General features: G+C 69.4%; 20 protein-coding genes and 1 pseudogene. 12 read left to right on the top strand and 9 right to left on the bottom strand.

All coding sequences use genetic code 11. The features are described 5' to 3' along the window. Positions 1–702 (top strand): NAD(P)-dependent oxidoreductase (locus RJ03_RS30490; RefSeq protein WP_036509179.1); only part of this gene is annotated, 702 nt, incomplete at its 5' end. Between the two features lie 5 nt (positions 703–707). After that, a complete protein-coding gene (locus RJ03_RS30485; protein ID WP_036509177.1) occupies positions 708–1,541 on the top strand; it encodes an NAD(P)-dependent oxidoreductase in 834 nt (277 codons plus the stop codon). Positions 1,542–1,727: 186 nt separating this feature from the next. Here RJ03_RS30485 and RJ03_RS30480 read toward each other — a convergent pair whose 3' ends face one another. Then, positions 1,728–2,282, bottom strand: a complete 555-nt coding sequence (locus RJ03_RS30480; RefSeq protein WP_051025447.1) for a TetR family transcriptional regulator — start codon at positions 2,280–2,282, stop codon at positions 1,728–1,730. A gap of 94 nt (positions 2,283–2,376) precedes the next feature. Here RJ03_RS30480 and RJ03_RS30475 point away from each other — a divergent pair, with 94 nt between their 5' ends. Further along, a complete protein-coding gene (locus tag RJ03_RS30475; protein WP_083871444.1) occupies positions 2,377–3,135 on the top strand; it encodes an SDR family NAD(P)-dependent oxidoreductase in 759 nt (252 codons plus the stop codon). A 17-nt stretch (positions 3,136–3,152) separates the two neighbouring features. On the opposite strand, the gene RJ03_RS30470 is transcribed toward RJ03_RS30475, so the two are convergent. Next, on the bottom strand, positions 3,153–4,592 hold the full coding sequence (locus tag RJ03_RS30470) for an MFS transporter (RefSeq protein ID WP_174372359.1): 1,440 nt from the start codon (positions 4,590–4,592) through the stop codon (positions 3,153–3,155). Between the two features lie 118 nt (positions 4,593–4,710). On the opposite strand from RJ03_RS30470, the gene RJ03_RS30465 reads away from it, so the two are divergent. Continuing rightward, on the top strand, positions 4,711–5,154 hold the full coding sequence (locus RJ03_RS30465; protein WP_036509169.1) for a MarR family winged helix-turn-helix transcriptional regulator: 444 nt from the start codon (positions 4,711–4,713) through the stop codon (positions 5,152–5,154). Positions 5,155–5,158: 4 nt separating this feature from the next. Here the strand turns inward: RJ03_RS30465 and RJ03_RS30460 are convergent, their stop codons facing one another. Then, positions 5,159–6,157, bottom strand: a complete 999-nt coding sequence (locus tag RJ03_RS30460; protein ID WP_036509166.1) for a TIGR03617 family F420-dependent LLM class oxidoreductase — start codon at positions 6,155–6,157, stop codon at positions 5,159–5,161. A gap of 76 nt (positions 6,158–6,233) precedes the next feature. On the opposite strand from RJ03_RS30460, the gene RJ03_RS30455 reads away from it, so the two are divergent. Further along, positions 6,234–7,031: an enoyl-CoA hydratase gene (locus RJ03_RS30455; protein WP_036509164.1), complete on the top strand. Its 798-nt coding sequence runs from the start codon at positions 6,234–6,236 to the stop codon at positions 7,029–7,031. On the opposite strand, the pseudogene RJ03_RS30450 reads toward RJ03_RS30455, so the two are convergent. Continuing rightward, positions 7,024–7,188: pseudogene (locus RJ03_RS30450) on the bottom strand (acyl-CoA synthetase); the annotation flags it as partial. The gene RJ03_RS30455 and the pseudogene RJ03_RS30450 sit on opposite strands and share 8 nt — an antisense overlap. Before the next feature lie 114 nt (positions 7,189–7,302). Here RJ03_RS30450 and RJ03_RS30445 point away from each other — a divergent pair. Together RJ03_RS30445 and RJ03_RS30440 are read left to right on the top strand one after the other, a co-directional pair. Further along, entirely contained in the window at positions 7,303–8,208 is a 906-nt protein-coding gene (locus RJ03_RS30445; RefSeq protein ID WP_198163729.1) for an LLM class F420-dependent oxidoreductase, read from the top strand. A gap of 2 nt (positions 8,209–8,210) precedes the next feature. Then, positions 8,211–9,074, top strand: coding sequence for an SDR family NAD(P)-dependent oxidoreductase (locus tag RJ03_RS30440; RefSeq protein WP_051025446.1), 864 nt, complete (start codon positions 8,211–8,213; stop codon positions 9,072–9,074). Here the strand turns inward: RJ03_RS30440 and RJ03_RS35660 are convergent. Together RJ03_RS35660 and RJ03_RS30435 are read right to left on the bottom strand one after the other, a co-directional pair. Further along, entirely contained in the window at positions 9,068–9,214 is a 147-nt protein-coding gene (locus tag RJ03_RS35660; protein WP_063820473.1) for a DUF1059 domain-containing protein, read from the bottom strand. The genes RJ03_RS30440 and RJ03_RS35660 overlap by 7 nt on opposite strands. Positions 9,215–9,282: 68 nt before the next feature. After that, positions 9,283–9,888, bottom strand: a complete 606-nt coding sequence (locus tag RJ03_RS30435) for a TetR/AcrR family transcriptional regulator (protein ID WP_051025445.1) — start codon at positions 9,886–9,888, stop codon at positions 9,283–9,285. Positions 9,889–10,021: 133 nt separating this feature from the next. Here RJ03_RS30435 and RJ03_RS30430 point away from each other — a divergent pair, with 133 nt between their 5' ends. Both RJ03_RS30430 and RJ03_RS30425 read left to right on the top strand, forming a co-directional pair. Continuing rightward, a complete protein-coding gene (locus RJ03_RS30430; RefSeq protein ID WP_036509158.1) occupies positions 10,022–10,816 on the top strand; it encodes an acyl-CoA thioesterase domain-containing protein in 795 nt (264 codons plus the stop codon). Positions 10,817–10,929: 113 nt separating this feature from the next. Beyond that, a complete protein-coding gene (locus RJ03_RS30425; protein WP_051025444.1) occupies positions 10,930–11,808 on the top strand; it encodes an ATP-grasp domain-containing protein in 879 nt (292 codons plus the stop codon). Here RJ03_RS30425 and RJ03_RS30420 read toward each other — a convergent pair. The 3 genes from RJ03_RS30420 to RJ03_RS30410 are packed head-to-tail and all read right to left on the bottom strand — an operon-like array spanning position 11,768 to position 13,694. Next, entirely contained in the window at positions 11,768–12,388 is a 621-nt protein-coding gene (locus RJ03_RS30420; RefSeq protein WP_036509156.1) for a TetR/AcrR family transcriptional regulator, read from the bottom strand. The two genes, RJ03_RS30425 and RJ03_RS30420, sit on opposite strands and share 41 nt — an antisense overlap. Further along, a complete protein-coding gene (locus RJ03_RS30415) occupies positions 12,385–13,218 on the bottom strand; it encodes an SDR family oxidoreductase (protein WP_036509153.1) in 834 nt (277 codons plus the stop codon). The genes RJ03_RS30420 and RJ03_RS30415 overlap by 4 nt, the downstream gene beginning before the upstream one ends. After that, a complete protein-coding gene (locus RJ03_RS30410) occupies positions 13,215–13,694 on the bottom strand; it encodes a VOC family protein (RefSeq protein ID WP_036509151.1) in 480 nt (159 codons plus the stop codon). The genes RJ03_RS30415 and RJ03_RS30410 overlap by 4 nt, the downstream gene beginning before the upstream one ends. 91 nt (positions 13,695–13,785) lie before the next feature. On the opposite strand from RJ03_RS30410, the gene RJ03_RS30405 reads away from it, so the two are divergent. Genes RJ03_RS30405 through RJ03_RS30395 form a run of 3 tightly spaced genes read left to right on the top strand, consistent with a single transcriptional unit; the run spans position 13,786 to position 16,894 of the window. Next, positions 13,786–15,087 (top strand): acyl-CoA dehydrogenase family protein, encoded by a 1,302-nt coding sequence (locus RJ03_RS30405; RefSeq protein WP_036509149.1) that lies wholly within the window; start codon positions 13,786–13,788, stop codon positions 15,085–15,087. A gap of 26 nt (positions 15,088–15,113) precedes the next feature. Continuing rightward, complete coding sequence (locus RJ03_RS30400; RefSeq protein WP_051025450.1) at positions 15,114–16,100, top strand: phosphotransferase family protein; 987 nt, start codon at positions 15,114–15,116, stop codon at positions 16,098–16,100. After that, positions 16,097–16,894: an enoyl-CoA hydratase/isomerase family protein gene (locus RJ03_RS30395; RefSeq protein ID WP_036509145.1), complete on the top strand. Its 798-nt coding sequence runs from the start codon at positions 16,097–16,099 to the stop codon at positions 16,892–16,894. Before RJ03_RS30400 ends, RJ03_RS30395 begins: the two co-directional genes overlap by 4 nt. The last annotated feature ends 3 nt before the right edge of the window (positions 16,895–16,897 follow it).

The following is a 16,897-nucleotide window of genomic DNA, read 5'->3' as shown; positions in this document are numbered from 1 at the left end:
GCGGATACCGGCGCGGCGACCGCCGAAACTCCGGCGGCACTGGGCGCCGGCACCGATCTGGTCTGTGTCTGCGTGGTCGGCGACGACGACGTCCGCGAGGTCCTCACCGGCGAATACGGCGTACTGGCGGGCATGTCGCCGGGCGGCGTGGTGGCCGTCCACAGCACCGTCCACCCCGACACCTGCCGCGACCTGGCGAAAACTGCCGCTGTGCAGGGTGTTTCGCTGATCGACGCGCCGGTCAGTGGCGGCGGACCAGCCGCGGAGGCCGGACGGCTGCTGGTGATGGCCGGTGGCGACGCCGAGGTGATACAACGCTGCCGCCCCGTATTCGACAGCTACGCCGACCCGGTGGTGCATCTCGGTGACGTCGGCTCCGGTCAGGTCACCAAACTGCTCAACAATCTGCTGTTCACCGCCAACCTCGCGACCGCGATGAGCACCTTCACCCTGGGCGCCGGCCTGGGCGTGGATCCGGCCCGGCTGGGCGAGGTGATCGCGCACGGCACCGCGAACAGCTTCGCGCTGGGGCGCATCGTCGATGCCGGGGTGAGTCTCGACCGGCTCGCCCAGTACGCGGGTGCGCTGCTGCGCAAGGACGTCTCCCTGGTCGCGAGCCTGGCCGATGCGGCCGGGGCCGAACCCGGCGTCGTCCTCACCGCCGCGGACGCCACCCTGGCGCTGATGAACCACCAGCGGTGACCGGGATGCGGATCGGATTCGTCGGCGCCGGGCGGATGGGCCTGCCGATGGTGCGGCGGCTCGCCGCGGCCGGGCACGACGTCCGGGTGGCGGTGCGGCGCAACGAGGTTCGCGACGCTGTGACCGAGACGGGCGCTCGCGCGGTGGCCACCGCCGCCGAGGCCGCCGAGGGTGCCTACGCGGTACTGGTGTGCCTGTTCTCCGACGATCAGGTGCGCGAGGTCTGTCTCGACGGTGACCTGCCCGCAGTCATGGCACCCGGATCGATCCTGTCCCTGCACACCACCGGAGATCCGCGCACCGCGCAAGCCGTTGCCGCACAGGCGGTTCCGCATGCCGTGCGAGTGGCCGACGTGCCGGTCAGCGGCGGACCGCACGATATCGCCGCGGGTGCGCTGACGGTCTTCGTCGGCGCCGACGACGATACCGCCGCCGATCTGCGGCCGGTGCTGTCGTGCTACGCCGATCCCATCCTGCACGTCGGCCCGCTCGGCGCGGGACAGCGGGTGAAGCTCGTCAACAACGCCCTGTTCGCGGCACAGGCGGGACTGGTCGCCGCGGCGGTGCGGCTGGCCGGCCAGTTGGGTGTCACGGAAGCGGCCCTGCTGTCGGCGCTCCCCCACGCCAGTTCCTCCGGACGCGTGGTGACCAGCATCGCCGCGAAGAGATCGGTGGCCGAATTCGGCGATGCGGTCGGCGAATTCCTCCGCAAGGATGTCGCGGTGGTCCGCGCCCTCACCACCGAACTCGGTGGCACCCTCGGCGTACTCGACGCCGCCATCTCGGCCGCGCCCTTCGGGCGAGACGACAACGCCGCCCCGCAAGTCACCACCCGCTGAAAGCGCCCAGCCCCATCACCTGTCACGCGGTCCGGTCCAGGCAGGAGCGGCGCGCCTTCGCGCAACGCCCCGCATTGCCGACGGTGGCGTCGAGAGCCGCTCCGCTTCGCGAGCCTGCCGTATCCGACGACGCGGCATCCTTCCCACGGCACGTCTGCTCGCCACCTCCGGCCCTGCGGATGCCGATCATGCTCGCAACCCCTGCTCGATCAGCGACCACCCGCGGGCGGCCACCCCCCTGCGCTCCTCCGCCCCGGCCCGCGCCGACAATGCCGCCAGCATCGCCAGCGCGAGCATGAGGTCTTGACACGTCAGATCGGCGCGGACCCGGCCGCACGCCCGGGCGGTGTCGAGATGATCGCCCAGCAGTGCCGCCACCCGGCTGCTCATCCGCGCCAGCCGCCCGTCGGTCAGCGACGGATCGATCAATTCGACGAACGCGATCGAGGTCACCACCTGGTCCACGATGCGTTCCAGGAGCTGATCCAGTCCGGTATCCGACTGTGCCGCATAGGCTTCCAGTCCCACCACATTGTCCTCGAAGACCGCCAGCGCGAGCGATTCCCGATCGGCGAAGTGCCGGTACAGACTGCCCTGCCCGACGCCCGCGCGCCGGGCGATCAGATTCAGCGGAGCCTCGAAACCCGCTTCGGCGAACACCTCGCGGGCGGCGGCGATCAGAGCCGCTCGATTGGCGGCGGCCGCACCGGGTCCACGATTCACTCGACGCTGCTCGGTCACCGGCCTACACTACCAACCGGACAGTGATGTCCGGTTGAAACGGCGACGTCGACACGTGCCGGCGGGCCCGCAGCGCACCGAGGAGGGAACACCGTTGAGCACCAGCAACTTTCACAACCGGGTGGCCATCGTCACGGGCGCCGGCTCCGGCATCGGGCGGGCCATGGCCATCGCATTCGCCAAATGCGGCGCCATGGTCGTGGCCGCCGATATCAGTTCCGACGGCGCCCAGGGTACCGCCGCGGAGATCGGCGCGGCCGCGATTCCGGTAGTCGTCGACATCTCCGACGAAATCGACGTGGCGCGCGCCACCCGCACCGCGATGGACACCTTCGGCCGAATCGACGTGCTGTGCAACAACGCCGGGATCATGGACAAGATGGCGCTGCCGGCCGACACCCCAGTGACCACCTGGGAACGCACGGTCGCGGTCAATCTCACGGGCACCTTCCTCATGACCCGGGCGGTGCTGCCTCATATGCTCGACCAGGGCATCGGTTCGATCGTCAACACCGCCTCGGAGGCCGGAATCCGCGGCGGCGCAGCGGGAATCGCCTACACCGCCGCCAAACACGGTGTGGTGGGGCTGACCCGCAATGTGGCCTGGATCCATGCCGGGGACGGCATCCGATGTAACGCGATCCTGCCCGGCCCGACGATGACCGGTATCGCCGGGCAGACCCCGGAATGGGATCTCGACGGGGTGACCCGGCTGCAGCCGGTGATGTCGCTGATGCGCGGTATCGCCGAACCCGAGCAGATGGCCGAGGTCGCCGTCTTCCTCGCCTCCGACGCCGCCTCGTTCATCAACGGCGCGGTGGTCCCGGTGGACGGCGGCTGGTCGGCCGGTTGACCCGGCCGACCAGCGACTCAGGCCCGTGCCGCGACCGGTTCGGCGACCTCGGCGGCGGTGGCGGGCGCGTTCGGCCGCCGCACCGGGATGACCGAGGCCAGCGCCGCGGCCAGCACCGCGACCCCGCAACCGATGAACAGCCCGGTCCGGAAGCCACCCTCCGTCGGCACGCTGTGGCCGTGGAAGTCCATGCTCATCTGGGCCAGCACCACACCGATCACCGCGGCCGACACCGACGTGCCGATCGACCGCATGAGGGTGTTGAAGCTGTTGGCGGAGGCGGTTTCCGACAGCGGCACCGACGACATGATCAGCGCGGGCATCGCCCCGTAGGCCAGCCCGACACCGCCGTTGATCACGCAGATCGCCACCAGCAAGCCCCAGGTCGAACCCATCAGTGCCGTGGTGAGGCCGTACCCGGCCGCGATCACCAGCGCACCGGCGGTGAGCGTCACCTTGGGCCCACGGGCCGCCGAGAGCCGGGCGCCCAACGGCGAGATCACCATCATCATCAGGCCCGAGGGGGCCATCCACAGACCCATCGCCATCATGGATTGACCCAGCCCGTAGCCGGTTTCGGTCGGCAACTGCAGCAGCTGCGGCACGATCAGCGACGACGAGTACATCGCGATACCGATCACCACCGAGGCGGCATTGGTGAGCAGCACCGGCGGCCGGGCCGTGACCCGCAGATCGACGAGCGGATCGCTGATCCGCAACTCCCACCAGCCCCAGATCAGCAACACCACCGCCGCGGCGACGAACAGACCCACGGTGGTGGCGCTGCCCCACCCCCAGGTCCCGCCCTTGGACACCGCGAGCAGCAACGCCACCAGACCGGCGCCGAGGCCGACCGCTCCGGCGTAGTCGAACCCACCGCTGCCGCGCACCGCGGACTCCGGTACCGCCATCCACACCGCGGCCGCGATCAGCGCGCTCAGCACCGCGGCGCCCCAGAACAGCACCCGCCAGTTCGAATGTTCGGCGACCGCCGCCGATATCGGAAGTCCCAGTGCGCCACCGATTCCCAGCGAGGCGCTCAGCAATGCGACGGCCGAGCCCAGCTTTTCGGCGGGCAGCACGTCGCGCATCACGCTGATTCCGAGCGGGATGATGCCCACACCCATACCCTGCAGGCCGCGCCCGATGATCATCGGCAGCACCGAGGCCGACAGCGCGCAGACGATCGACCCCGCGATCAGCGGAATCGTGGACAGCAACAGGATGCGGCGCTTGCCGTAGAGATCGCCGAGGCGGCCGGCCACCGGGGTGGTCACCGCCGCGACCAGCAGCGTCGAGGTCACGATCCACGAGGCATTCGACGGTGTCGTATGCAGTAACTGCGGGAACTGCGCGATCAGCGGAATCACGAGGGTCTGCATGACCGAGGCGATGATTCCGGCGAATGCCAGCACCCCGACGATCGAACTCGACCGGTCGGCGTCCGGCTTGGTCATGTCCACATCTCCCTTACTGAAATATGTATTATGCATATGCAATGTATCATGCACATTCGGGGCGCGGTTACCCGCGGCCTGTGATACCCGTCTCGGTCGCACACGAGAGGAGGACGATATGGAACGACCCGTCGCCGCGGTCGAATTCGAAACCATGCTGCTCAGCCGCTATCAGATGATCCGGCGCGATCGGTGCGGTCTCGAGCGCAGCGCCTACGTCCTGCTGAGCCGGCTGACGATGCAGGGGCCGATGTCGATCGGACAACTCAGCGCCGCCTTCGGCCTCGACACCTCCACACTCAACCGGCAGACGGCGGCCTTGGTACGCACCGGGCTGGTCGACCGCATCGCCGATCCGGACGGCGGCCTGGCCCGCAAATTCCGGGTCACCGAGGCCGGAGCCCGCCGGCTGGAAGAGACCGTGTCCGCCACGGTCGCGAGCCTGGACCGCGTGCTGCACACCTGGCCCGCCGCCGATGTCGCGGAATTCGCGACCTATCTGCGCCGGCTCAACACCGATATCGAGCGTCTCGACGGCCGGCCGTGGCCGCGCCCGGACTGATCCGTCATGCGTCGCAGGCCTGGCGGATTCGCCGGACGAGATCGGCGACCTCGTCGGTCGGCATATCGCGCGGTGGTGCGAACGAGAGCCGGGTGAGCAGGCCACCGAAGCGCGCCGCGAGCCGTTGCGGCAGCTCGTGCACCGCGGCGACGACAGCGAACGCGTCGACCATGTCGTCGGTGATCAACTCCGCCATCCGATCCCACCGCCCGGCTTTCGACAGTGCGGTCAGTTCCGCATTCGCTTCGCCCCAGCCGTGCAGATCGAACAGCGGACGATAGGCCGGCGTGGATGCGTAGAAGGCCAGCCGGCGCCGCAGCGCCGCAATACCGCGGTCGATCTGCTCGTCGGTGCCCGTGACGACGAAAGGTGTGGCGACGACCTCGAAGTCGTCCCGCCTCGCGGCGGCGCCGAGCGCGGGCAGCGTGCGTTCGCGGATCCAGCGGGCGGTGGTGAAACCGTGACAGATGAATCCGTCGGCGACCTCCGCCGCGACCCGAGTCATGGCCGGGCCGACACCCGCGAGCAGAATCGGTGGCGGGCCGAATTCGTGTGCGGGCGGGACGAAGTCGCGCGGCATCAGGGTGTGGCGGGTGAATTCGCCCTCGAATGCCAGCTCCGCTCCCTCGTGCCAGTGCGCCCAGACCGCCCGCAGCGCCGAGACGTATTCGCGCATCCGCGCGGCCGGACGATCGGCCGGCATCGCGAAGCGGCGCTCGATATGCGCGCGCACCTGCGAACCGAGGCCCAGGCGCAGGCGTCCGCCGGAGAAGCGTTGCAGATCGTCGGCGGCATAGGCGACGGTCATCGGCGAACGGGCGAGCGCCACGGCGACGGACGTGCCCAGACCGATGTGTTCACTGCACTGGGCGGCGACGGCCAACGACAGGAACGGGTCGCCGTTCATCTCGCCCGCCCAGATTCCGTCGAAGCCGAGGTGTTCGAGTGCGCGAACCTGCGCCGCGGCGTCGTCCAGCGCACCGATCGTGGTGTCGATTCGCACAGGTCCACCTCCTTTCGGGATGAGAATATTATTCTTCAAAATAGACATTGGCGTTTAGATCCGAACGGAGCGGGCGATGACCGAACCCGTGGTCACGGTGGAGCATGCGGACGGCGTCACGACGGTGACACTGCACCGCCCGGCGGTCCGCAACGCGCTCGACCGCGCGCTGATGGACGCGATATGGGATGCGGTCGGCGCCGCGGGCGCGAATCCCGATGTCGGGGCGGTCGTTCTCACCGGCGCCGACCCCGCCTTCTGTGCGGGGATCGATATCGGCGCCGCCGCATCCGGGCCGGCGCCCGCCCGCTCCGCCGGATCGGGCCCCGGGCGCGGACCCGACGGCCTGTTCCGATTCCTGCCGGTGATCGACAAACCGGTCATCGGCGCGATCAACGGCGCTTGTGTCGCCGGCGGGCTGGAACTGGCGTTGCAGTGCACCTTCCTCGTCGCCTCCGAACGAGCCCGTTTCGCCGACACTCACGCCCGGATGGGCATGATGCCCGGTGGCGGAGTCACGGTCGGACTCACCCGGACGGTGCGCTGGCGCCGGGCGGTCGAACTGTCGCTGACGGGCAATTTCCTCACCGCCGCCGACGCACTCGCCTTCGGGCTGGTCAATCATGTTGTGCCCCACGCCGACTTGCTTTCGTTCACCCGTTCCCTCACCGCCGACCTGCTGGCCGGTGACAGCGAGGCCCGCACGCGGCTACTGCGGCACTACCGCGCCCTGGCCGAGGAGGACGCGCGCCGCGCCCAACTGCTCGAAGGTGTCATGGCCGAAACCTGGTCGCCCGGCACCGCCCGCATGGCCGAGTACGGGGCGCGGGTGATCGAACGAGGTCGCGAGCAGATGCGCGAGCGGCTCAGATGACCCGGCTTTCGTGGCCGGCCCAATAGCGTTGCCGCAGTAGTCGTTTGTACAGTTCGCCGTTCGGGTCCCGGGGCAGCTCGGTGGTGAAGTCCACGGCGCGCGGGCATTTGTACCCGGCGAGTTCGGTATGGCACCGGGCGATCAGTTCGGCAGCCAGCGTGCGGCGTACAGGCCCGGAGTCATCGGCGCGGCATTCATCGGCAGTCTCCCGTACCGTCCGCAGCATGCGAAGAATTAAATTTCTGAATTTCGAGAATGATACTCTCGACATGTGAGTCTGCGTTTCATCTTCCACTATCCGGAGACCGGCGGCCCCGACGGCGACGTCCTCGACGCCGGCCCGCTGCGCGAGGTCGCGATCACCGCCGAGCGGTGCGGATTCCATGGTTTGTCACTGAGCGAACACCCGATCCCCGGGGCGCGATGGCTGGCCAATGGTGGACATCAGACGCTGGATTCGCTGGTCGCGCTCGGCTATGTGGCGGCCGCGACCGAGCGGCTGCGGCTGCTCACCTATCTCGCGGTCGCGCCCTATCGCAATCCGCTGCTGCTGGCGAAAGCCGCCGCGACGGTCGACAAACTCTCCGGCGGCCGGCTCGTCCTCGGCTTGGGCGCGGGCTATCAGAAGAGCGAATTCCACGCGCTGGGAGTCGATTTCGAGGAGCGCAATGCCCTGTTCGACGAGGCGCTCGAGGTGCTGCCGCTGCATTGGCGCGGCGAGCCGTTCAGCTACCGCGGGCGGCATTTCGATGCCCGCGACGTGGTCGCCCGGCCGCGACCGGTGCAGGATCCGATCCCGATCTGGATCGGCGGCAATTCCGCCGCCGGCCGCCGTCGCGCCGCGACCCGCGCCCAGGGCTGGATGCCGATGTCCGGCGGCGCCGCACTCAGTGCCACGGCCCGGACACCCGCGCTCGGAACACACGCCGAGCTGGCCGAACGGATCGCCGAGGTGCGGGCGCGTGCCGAATCCGCCGGGCGCAGTGGCGATCTCGACGTGCTGTACTCCTATCACGACTCGGATCTGCTCGATCCGGCGGCAGCCGATCGTCATCTCGACGCGTTCGCCGGACTGGAGAAGGCGGGCGTCACATGGATCGTGGTGTCCAGCCGCACCGCCGATCACGCGGCGACCACCGACTTTCTCGACGCCTTCGGCGCCACCTATCTCCGGTGACCATGGGCTGGTTCGAACAACGCGCGGGACTGGCCGGCACGGTCGCCGTGATCACCGGCGGCGCAGGCGGTCTCGGCCGGGCGATCGCCACCGACCTGGCCGCCAACGGGGTGCGCCCGGCGATCATGGACATCGATGCCGTCGCCGTCGAGCACATGCGGTCGACCCTGGCCGCGCAGGGATGCGATGCCGTCGTCGTCCACGGCGACGTTCGTGATCCCGACCGGCTGGCCGCGGTATTCGACGCGGCCGAGGCACGGTGGGGCCGGCTCGACATTCTCGTCAACGTCGTCGGCGGCACCTTCCGCGCAGCATTCACCGACACTCGGCCCAAAGGCTGGGACGCGTTGCTGCGCGGCAATCTCACCCACGTGCTGCACGCGTGCGCGCTGGCCGTCCCGCGGATCCGGGCGGGTGGCCGCGGCGGCAGCATCGTCAACATCACCACGATCGAGGCACACCGAGCGGCACCGGGTTTCGCGGTGTACTCGGCGGCGAAGGCCGCGGTCGAACAGTTCGCCCGTACGCTCGCGGTCGAGCTCGCGCCCGACGGGATTCGCGTCAACAATGTGGCGCCGGATTACGTGCCGACCCCGAATCTGCGCCGGATGCCGCACCGCGACGCCGCGATGACCGATCCACGCGGCGTGCGGGTCGCCATTCCGCTCGGCCGGCCCGGTGAGGTCGGCGATGTCTCGGGGTGCGTGGTGTTCCTCGCCTCGGCGTTGTCGGCCTATCTGACGGGAACAACCCTGCATCCCGACGGCGGAACCGGCGCCTCGGCGGGCTGGTTCAACTGGCCGGAGACCGGCTGGGCGAACTACGCGCCGATGCGCTATCTGGCCGCCGATACGGAGGATCAGTAGGCGAGGAAGAGGATTTCGTCGCGCGAGTAGTCGTGGCCGGGGTGGTTCTCGGCCAGATGCTTCTGCGTCTTCTCGACGAGGTCGTCTTCGTCGGTGCCGACGATCTGTTCACCGCAGGGGCAGCCCAGTCTGGTCTTCAACGTCGTTCTCCATCGGTCGGGCTGGACGTGTCGTTCCCCGTCACCTTATGCACATTCTGTGCCGCCCGTCACCCCGGGTCACCCGCCCGTTCCCCGTCCGAGACGGCTCGCCCGGCGCCGACGGCGGCCCTGAGCTCGGCGTATACCTCGGCTGTAACGTGTGACAATTCGCACGTGGAGGAACCGTCGAGCCACCGATCGAAGGCGATGCCGAAGACGGTCACCGCGACCCGGGCGCAGAGGATCGCGACGGCCTCCGGTGCGCCCGCGGTCCGCAGCGCGTCGGCGAGTTCCCCACCCAGGACGGCCATTTTCCGGAGTTCACGCTCCTGAAGTCCAGCGTTGGCCGCGATCACGGCCCGCCGTTGCCGCTGCCACTGCGGCAGATCGGGAATCTGCGCACCGGCCGCCTGAATCGCGGCGATGGCCGTCGCCATCGGGTCCGCATCCGCGGGAGCGGCGGCCACCGCTTCGGCGATCGCGCTGCTCAGCAGGTCCTGACCGCCGAAGAGCACCTCCCGCTTATCGGCGAAGTGCCGGAAGAAGGTGCGTTCGGTGAGGCCCGCCCGCTCCGCGATCTCGGCCACCGTGGTCTCGTCGAACCCGCGCTCGGAGTACAGCTCGAGGGCCGCCTCGGACAGCCGGCCGCGCGCATTGGGTTCCCATCGACTCATGATCCGATCCTAGGTGACGACAGTTGCTGACATTCGGCTACCGGCGGCCACGCGCGAACCGGTCGCCACCCTCCGGATATTGTCCTATAACGTGTTCTAATTCGAGTGGGCCGGGAACGAAAGGGCCGAGGCGATGATGGCATTCTTCAGTCGCGACGAACGAGGATTCGTCGCGGGCGACTTCGCGGTGAGCAAATGGTCGCCCGATCACGTGGCCGGACCCGCCATCTGCGGGCTGCTGGCGCGGGAACTGGAAACACATTGCCCGGGAGCCGGTTTCGTACCCGCGCGCCTCACCGCCGACCTGTTCCGCCCGGTACGGAACGAACCGATCACGGTGCACAGCGCGGTGGTGCGCTCCGGTGCCCGGGTGCGCGTCGCCGATGCGTGGATCACCCAGCAGGACGAGGTGCGGGTACGGGCGTCGGTGATGTATCTCGCCGTCGCGCAGCAACCTCCGGGCCGGATCTGGCAGGCCGAGCAGGCCCTGCCGGTGCCCGAGCGGCGGCTGGACGCGCCGACCGGCCAGCCACCGCTGTTCAAATGCGGTGACGGCGACTGGTCCGGCGACTTCGCCGCCGCGCAGAACGAGGAACGCAAATCGGTCTGGCAGAATCTGCCGCCGCTGGTCGAGGACGAGCCGATCACACCGTTCCAGCGCGCGGCGTTCCTGGCCGACACCACCAATCTGGTCTGCAACTGGGGCACCGAGGGCGTCGGCTACATCAACAGCGACGTGACCCTCACCCTGACCAGGCTCCCCCAGGGGCGGGAGCTGGGATTGCATGCGCAGGACCATATGTCGGCCGACGGCATCGCGGTCGGCACCGCCACCCTCTACGACCGGACCGGCCGGATCGGCACCTGCGTCGTCACCGCGCTGGCCAACGCCGCCCGCCAGGTGGATATGGCCGAGACCAGGGTCTGAGCGCCGCACACCGGAAGGCCGCGGGCTGTCCGTCGCCACGGGCACGCAGGATGGGAGGGTCCCCGCGGCCGCCACTTTTGGCCGAGCGCGTGCGGTCACGCGAGGATGACCCGATGATCGTGTTGGTTCCCGCAGACGTTCTGCGCCCCGGCCGCGCCGACGCCCACTTCGGCGCCGATGCCGAGGCCGCGCGGGCGAGCGGAATGCGGGTGGACCTGGTCGATCACGACGCCCTCATTCGCGGCGATGCGGCTGCGGCGGTGCGGCGGGTGCGTGGTGAAGGGCCCGCGATCTACCGGGGCTGGATGATGCGCAGCGAACAGTACGCCGCCTTCGACGACGCACTGCGCGCACGAGGCGTCACATTGTGCACCGACGCCCGGCGCTACCGGCGCGCTCACGAATTTCCCGGCTGGTACGACGTCTTCGCCCGGCACACTCCCGTATCGAGCTGGACCCGGGGTGCCGGACGCGACGAATTCGACCGTGCGCGAAGCCATCTGGGGTCCGGCCCCGCCGTCGTGCGCGATTACACCAAATCGATGAAGCACTACTGGCACGAGGCGATGTACATCCCGGACCTCGCCGACACCGAGGCGGCCTGGCGGGTAGCACAGCGTCTGTGCGAGCTCCGCGGGCCCGACCTGACCGGCGGCTTCGTGCTGCGCCGCTACGAGACCCTCGCCGCCGAGGAGGTGCGCACCTGGTGGGTCGACGGCAGCTGCCGGCTGGCCGGCCCGCACCCCGACACCCCGGACCGGATGCCGGCATCCGAACTCGATCTCACCGCAATCGAACCGCTGGTCGCCGGGCTCGGATGCCGTTTCGTCACAGTCGATTTCGCGCTGCGATCCGACGGCGTATGGCGGGTCCTGGAGGTCGGTGACGGGCAGGTCGGCGATCGACCGGGCACCCTCGCACCACACCGGTTACTCGCCGCGCTCGCGCATCTCAGCGGCTCGGACGCGCCGCGCGAAGACAGAACTCGGTGACACGCCGCACGTCCGCCGCGGTCGGTTCGGCCCGCCGCCACAGCAGTTCGGCGAGCCGGCCGACCACCGCGTGCGCGGCCAGCGCCGCGTCGACATCCGGTTGCTCGCAGCCCAATTCGGCGAACGGCGCGCGCAGTGGTTCGGCGAGCCGGGTACTGGCCTCCGGCGGTCCGGTCACCAGCCCCTGCGCCAGACCACCGGCATTCCACATCACCGCCCGGGTGGTCGCGGCGACCTCACCGACTCCCTGGGACAGCACGCCGTCCACCCATTCGCGCACCGCCTCCTCGGGTGTGGACCCCTTACCCATCCGATGGTCCAGATAGTCCAGCAGCCGGGCGGTTCCGTCTTCGAGCAGGGCGGCGACGAGTGCGTCCTTGGAGGCGAAATGCCGGTAGAAGGCATCGTTGGACAAGCCGGCGACGGCGACGATATCGGCAACCCGCGGACGCGACTCGGTGCCGCAGCGCCGCATCACCGCCAGCCCGGCATTCAGCAGCCGCCGCACCTCGGCCGTGTAGGCGGCGCCGCGTTCGGCCAGTGCCCGCTGGGCGATCCGGGCCGCGACGTCGTCGCTCACCGCCGCACGTCCGGCCCGGCCCGCAGCGCCGCCGTCACGCCGCCGTCGACGACGAGGTCGGTGCCGTTGAGGAAGCTCGCCGCGTCGGAGAGCGCGAAGGCCACCACGGCCGCCACCTCTTCGGGACGCCCTTCGCGGCGCAGCGGCGTGCGCTCGACCAACTGTCGCATGGTCGCGTGTTCGGCTGCTTCCTGGCGGCCCTGCGGGGTGTCGATGATGCCGGGCGAGACCGAGCAGATCCGCCCTCCGGCGGGGCTCAGCCGCACCGCCTCCCGCCAGACCAGCCGCTGCACACCGCGTTTGGCCCACCCGTAGGCGATGCCTGGATGCTCCATCGCCGGGCCCACGGCCTCGCGGATCCGGTCGAGGAAATGCTCGTGCAGCGGATCGTCGAGCACGGCAAGGGCGGCGGGATCCGGTGGGTTCGGATCCAGCAGCGGAGCCATCGAGGCGAACACCACCGTCGCCGCGCCCGGGGTGACCAGGGGCCGCAACGCGTCCAGCAGGTGGACGGTGCCGATCAGGTCCACGGTGAAGATGCGACGCCAGTCCGCCATCGTGGGCGAGATCCCCGCCGCATGCGCGACGGCACGCAATTGCCCTCGGCCGCCGACGTATTCCGCCAGTTCCGAGACCCGCTCGCGATCGGCGACGTCGACCACGAACGCCTCGGCCCGGGTATGCCCGGACGTCAGCTGCTGCGCGGCCGCGGCCGCACCGGCCTCGTCCCGATCGGCCAGTACCAGCACATCCACCCGTTGCGCCAGCGCGCGGGCACATTCCAGGCCCATCCCGCGTCCCGCGCCGGTCACCAGTCCCACCGCTGTCATCCTCGATCACCTTCGTTCTGTCGTTCGCCACCCGGCGCCGCCCAGCAGCGGGCCAGGCCGGATTCGGCGGCGCGCGTGAGCAATTCGACGCGGAAGCCGTTCGGGCCGTTCAGAAAGGCGAACAGCGGCGCACCTCCGGGACCCGGCCGCATCGCCTCCACCGTGTATCCGGTTCGCTCCAGTTCCGCGATATCGACGGCCACGTCATCGGACCAGTAGCCGACGTGGTGAATGCCGCTGCCGGACACCGGTTCCCACAGGGTGCCCGCCACCGCCCGGATCACCTCCACGCGTGGCACGGTCGTGGAGTACACGCAGCGGATGTCGACGGCCTGTTCACCGGAGGCTGACACCACCGTGAGCGGTCCGCCCGTCTCGATACCCCACTCGTAGCCCAGCACCTGCGACAGCGCCGCGGTCGTGGCCGCCACGTCCGCGGCGACGATCCCGATGTGGAACTGGTCGGCGGCCCTCATCCGTTCCCTCTCGTCGAAATGACAGTCGCCGCGTCAAGAATGCTATTCTTCATCACGAGAACCATATTTCCACCGAATGGGAGGAGGCGCAATGGCGTGGGACTTCGAGACCGATCCGCAGTTCCAGCGGAAGCTGGACTGGGCCGATGCGTTCGTCCGCGAGGAGGTCGAACCGCTCGACCTGATCTGGCCGCACGAGCAGTTCGTGCCACCGGATCCGGCCCGCCGCGCTGTGCTCGATCCGCTCAAACAGCAGGTGCGCGACCAAGGGTTGTGGGCCACGCATCTGGGCCCCGAACTCGGCGGACAGGGCTACGGACAGGTGAAACTGGCGCTGCTGAACGAGATCCTGGGGCGATCGTCCTGGGCGCCGGTGATCTTCGGATGCCAGGCTCCCGATACCGGCAACGCCGAGATCATCGCGCATTTCGGTACCGAGGAGCAGAAACGGCGCTATCTGCGGCCACTGCTCGAGGGGGAACTGTTCTCCAGCTATTCGATGACCGAACCACAGGCCGGCGCCGACCCGACCCGGTTCACCACCTCCGCGGTGCGCGACGGCGACGACTGGATCATCAACGGCTGGAAATTCTTCTCCTCCAACGCGGCCACCGCGGCCTTCCTCATCGTCATGGTGGTGACAGATCCGAATGTCAGTGCCTATCAAGGCATGTCGATGTTCCTGGTACCGACCGACACCCCCGGTGTGCGCATCGAACGCAATGTCGGACTCTACGGTGAACCGCTCGACGGCGGCGCGCACGCGCTGATCCATTACGACAATGTGCGCGTTCCGGATTCGGCACTGCTCGGCGGCGCCGGACAGGCCTTCGCCATCGCGCAGACCCGGCTCGGCGGGGGGCGCATCCATCACGCCATGCGCACCATCGGACTGGCCCGCAGCGCCCTGGACATGATGTGCGAGCGGGCGCTGAGCCGCGAAACCGCGGGCAGCCGGTTGTCGGACAAGCAGTTCGTGCAGGGCTATATCGCCGATTCCTACGCCCAGCTGCAGCAGTTCCGGCTGTTCGTGCTCTACACCGCCTGGGAGATCGACAAATACAACGACTACCGCAAGGTGCGCAAGGACATCGCCGCGGTGAAGGTCGTGATGCCGACCGTGCTGCACGACATCGCCTGGCGCGCGATGCAGGTGCACGGTGCGCTCGGGGTCACCAACGAGATGCCCTTCTTCACGATGATCCACGGCGCCGGCGTGCTCGGCCTGGCGGACGGGCCGACCGAGGTGCACAAGGGCACCGTCGCCAAACAGGTCCTGCGCGACTACCGCCCGAGCGAGGATCTGTGGCCCAGCCAGTGGATCCCGAAGAGGCTCGAGGCCGCCCGGGCGAAATTCGCCGATCATCTCGAACACGAAGTAGGTAACCAGTGATCGACACCGCCCGCCTCGCGGAGTGGATGGACGCCCGCGACCTGCCCGGCCGCGGCGAACCGGCGCAGGCCCGGTTCCTCTCCGGCGGCACCCAGAACGAGATCTATCTGATCAGCCGCGGCGAATACCGCTGCGTCCTGCGTATCCCGCCCGCCGGCGCACCTCCCGAACGCGACGCCGGGATCGCGCGGGAGTGGCGGATCACCGCGGCGCTCGAGGACACCGACGTCCCGCATACGCCCGCCGTCGCGGTCTGCACCGACCATTCCGTCCTGGGCCGCACCTTCTATCTGATGGGCTATGTGGACGGCTGGTCGCCGATGGACAGCAAACGCTGGCCGGCGCCGTTCGACACCGATCTCGACGCCCGGGCCGGCCTGGCCTACCAGCTCGCCGAAGGTATCGCGCTGCTGTCGCGAGTCGACTGGCGCGCCAAGGGATTACAGGATCTGGGCCGGCCCGACGGATTCCACGAACGGCAGGTCCATCGCTGGACCGATTTCTTCACCCGCCACCGCGGCCGCGACCTCGACGGGATGGCCGAGGCCACCGCATGGCTGCGCGCGCACCGGCCCCTCGACTACATCCCGGGCCTCATGCACGGCGACTACCAGTTCGCCAACGTGATGTTCGAACACGGCGCGCCCGCCCGGCTGGCGGCGCTGGTCGACTGGGAGATGGGAACGGTCGGCGACCCGAAACTGGATCTGGCCTGGATGGTGCAGAGCTGGCCGGACGACACCCGGGCCCCGGAGGCCGCCGGGGTGAGCTATGTGGACCTGCGCGGCATGCCATCGCGAGACCGGCTGGTCGCGCATTACGCGGACGTGTCCGGCCGGCAGGTCGACGACCTGGACTATTACCTGATCCTGGCCAAATGGAAGCTGGCCATCGTGCTGGAACGCGGATTCCAGCGCGCCGGAGACGATGTCAAGTTGCAGTCCTTCGGCCCGATCGTGCCGAAGCTGATGCGCGAGGCGGCCGACCTCGCCGAGAGTACGGAGTACCGATGAGCCCCGCCGAATCCACCGACCAGGTCGTCGTCGAGCGCCGCGACGCGGTGCTGATCGCCCGGATCAACCGTCCCGGTGCGCGAAACGCACTCAACGGCACCGTATTACGCGGTCTCGGCGCGGCGGTGCTGACCGCCGAAACCGATCCGGAGATCCGCGCACTGGTGCTCACCGGCACCGGCGACCGCGCGTTCTGTGCCGGGATGGATCTGCGCGAGTTCTCCGACGGCTCCGGCATACACGCGGAGTCACCCGAGGAACGCAGCGCTCTCGAGGCCTACGCCCGCATGGCCTCGGGCCGCACGCCGGTTCCGGTCATCGGCGCCGCCAATGCCACCGCGGTGGGCGGCGGCCTGGAACTGCTCATGGGCTGCGATGTGATCGTGGCCTCCGCGGCGGCGAAGTTCGGGCTACCCGAGGTGAAGCGCGGACTTTTCGCCGCGGGCGGTGGCACCGGGATCGGCACGCGCATTCCCCTCGGCATCGCTCTCGAATTGCTGCTGACCGGACAGCTCATCGATGCCGAGCGCGCCGAGCGGATCGGTCTGGTGAACGCGGTAGCCGCACCGGCGGACGTTCTCGACACCGCGGTCGCCGTGGCGACCACTGTCGCCGCCAACGCACCGCTCGGCTTGGCGGCCTCCAAGGAACTCGCCCGACTGGCGGTCACCGACGACGCCGCGGCCGCCGAACGCCTGAAGCATTGGCAGCACGCGATTTTCGCCAGCGCCGACGCCGCCGAGGGCGCCCGCGCATTCCTGGAACGCCGCACACCCCGCTGGCAGGGCAAATGAGCC

Source organism: Nocardia aobensis NBRC 100429 (assembly GCF_000308375.1).
Lineage (GTDB): Bacteria > Actinomycetota > Actinomycetes > Mycobacteriales > Mycobacteriaceae > Nocardia > Nocardia aobensis.
This window is presented reverse-complemented; position numbering and strand designations above follow the sequence as displayed.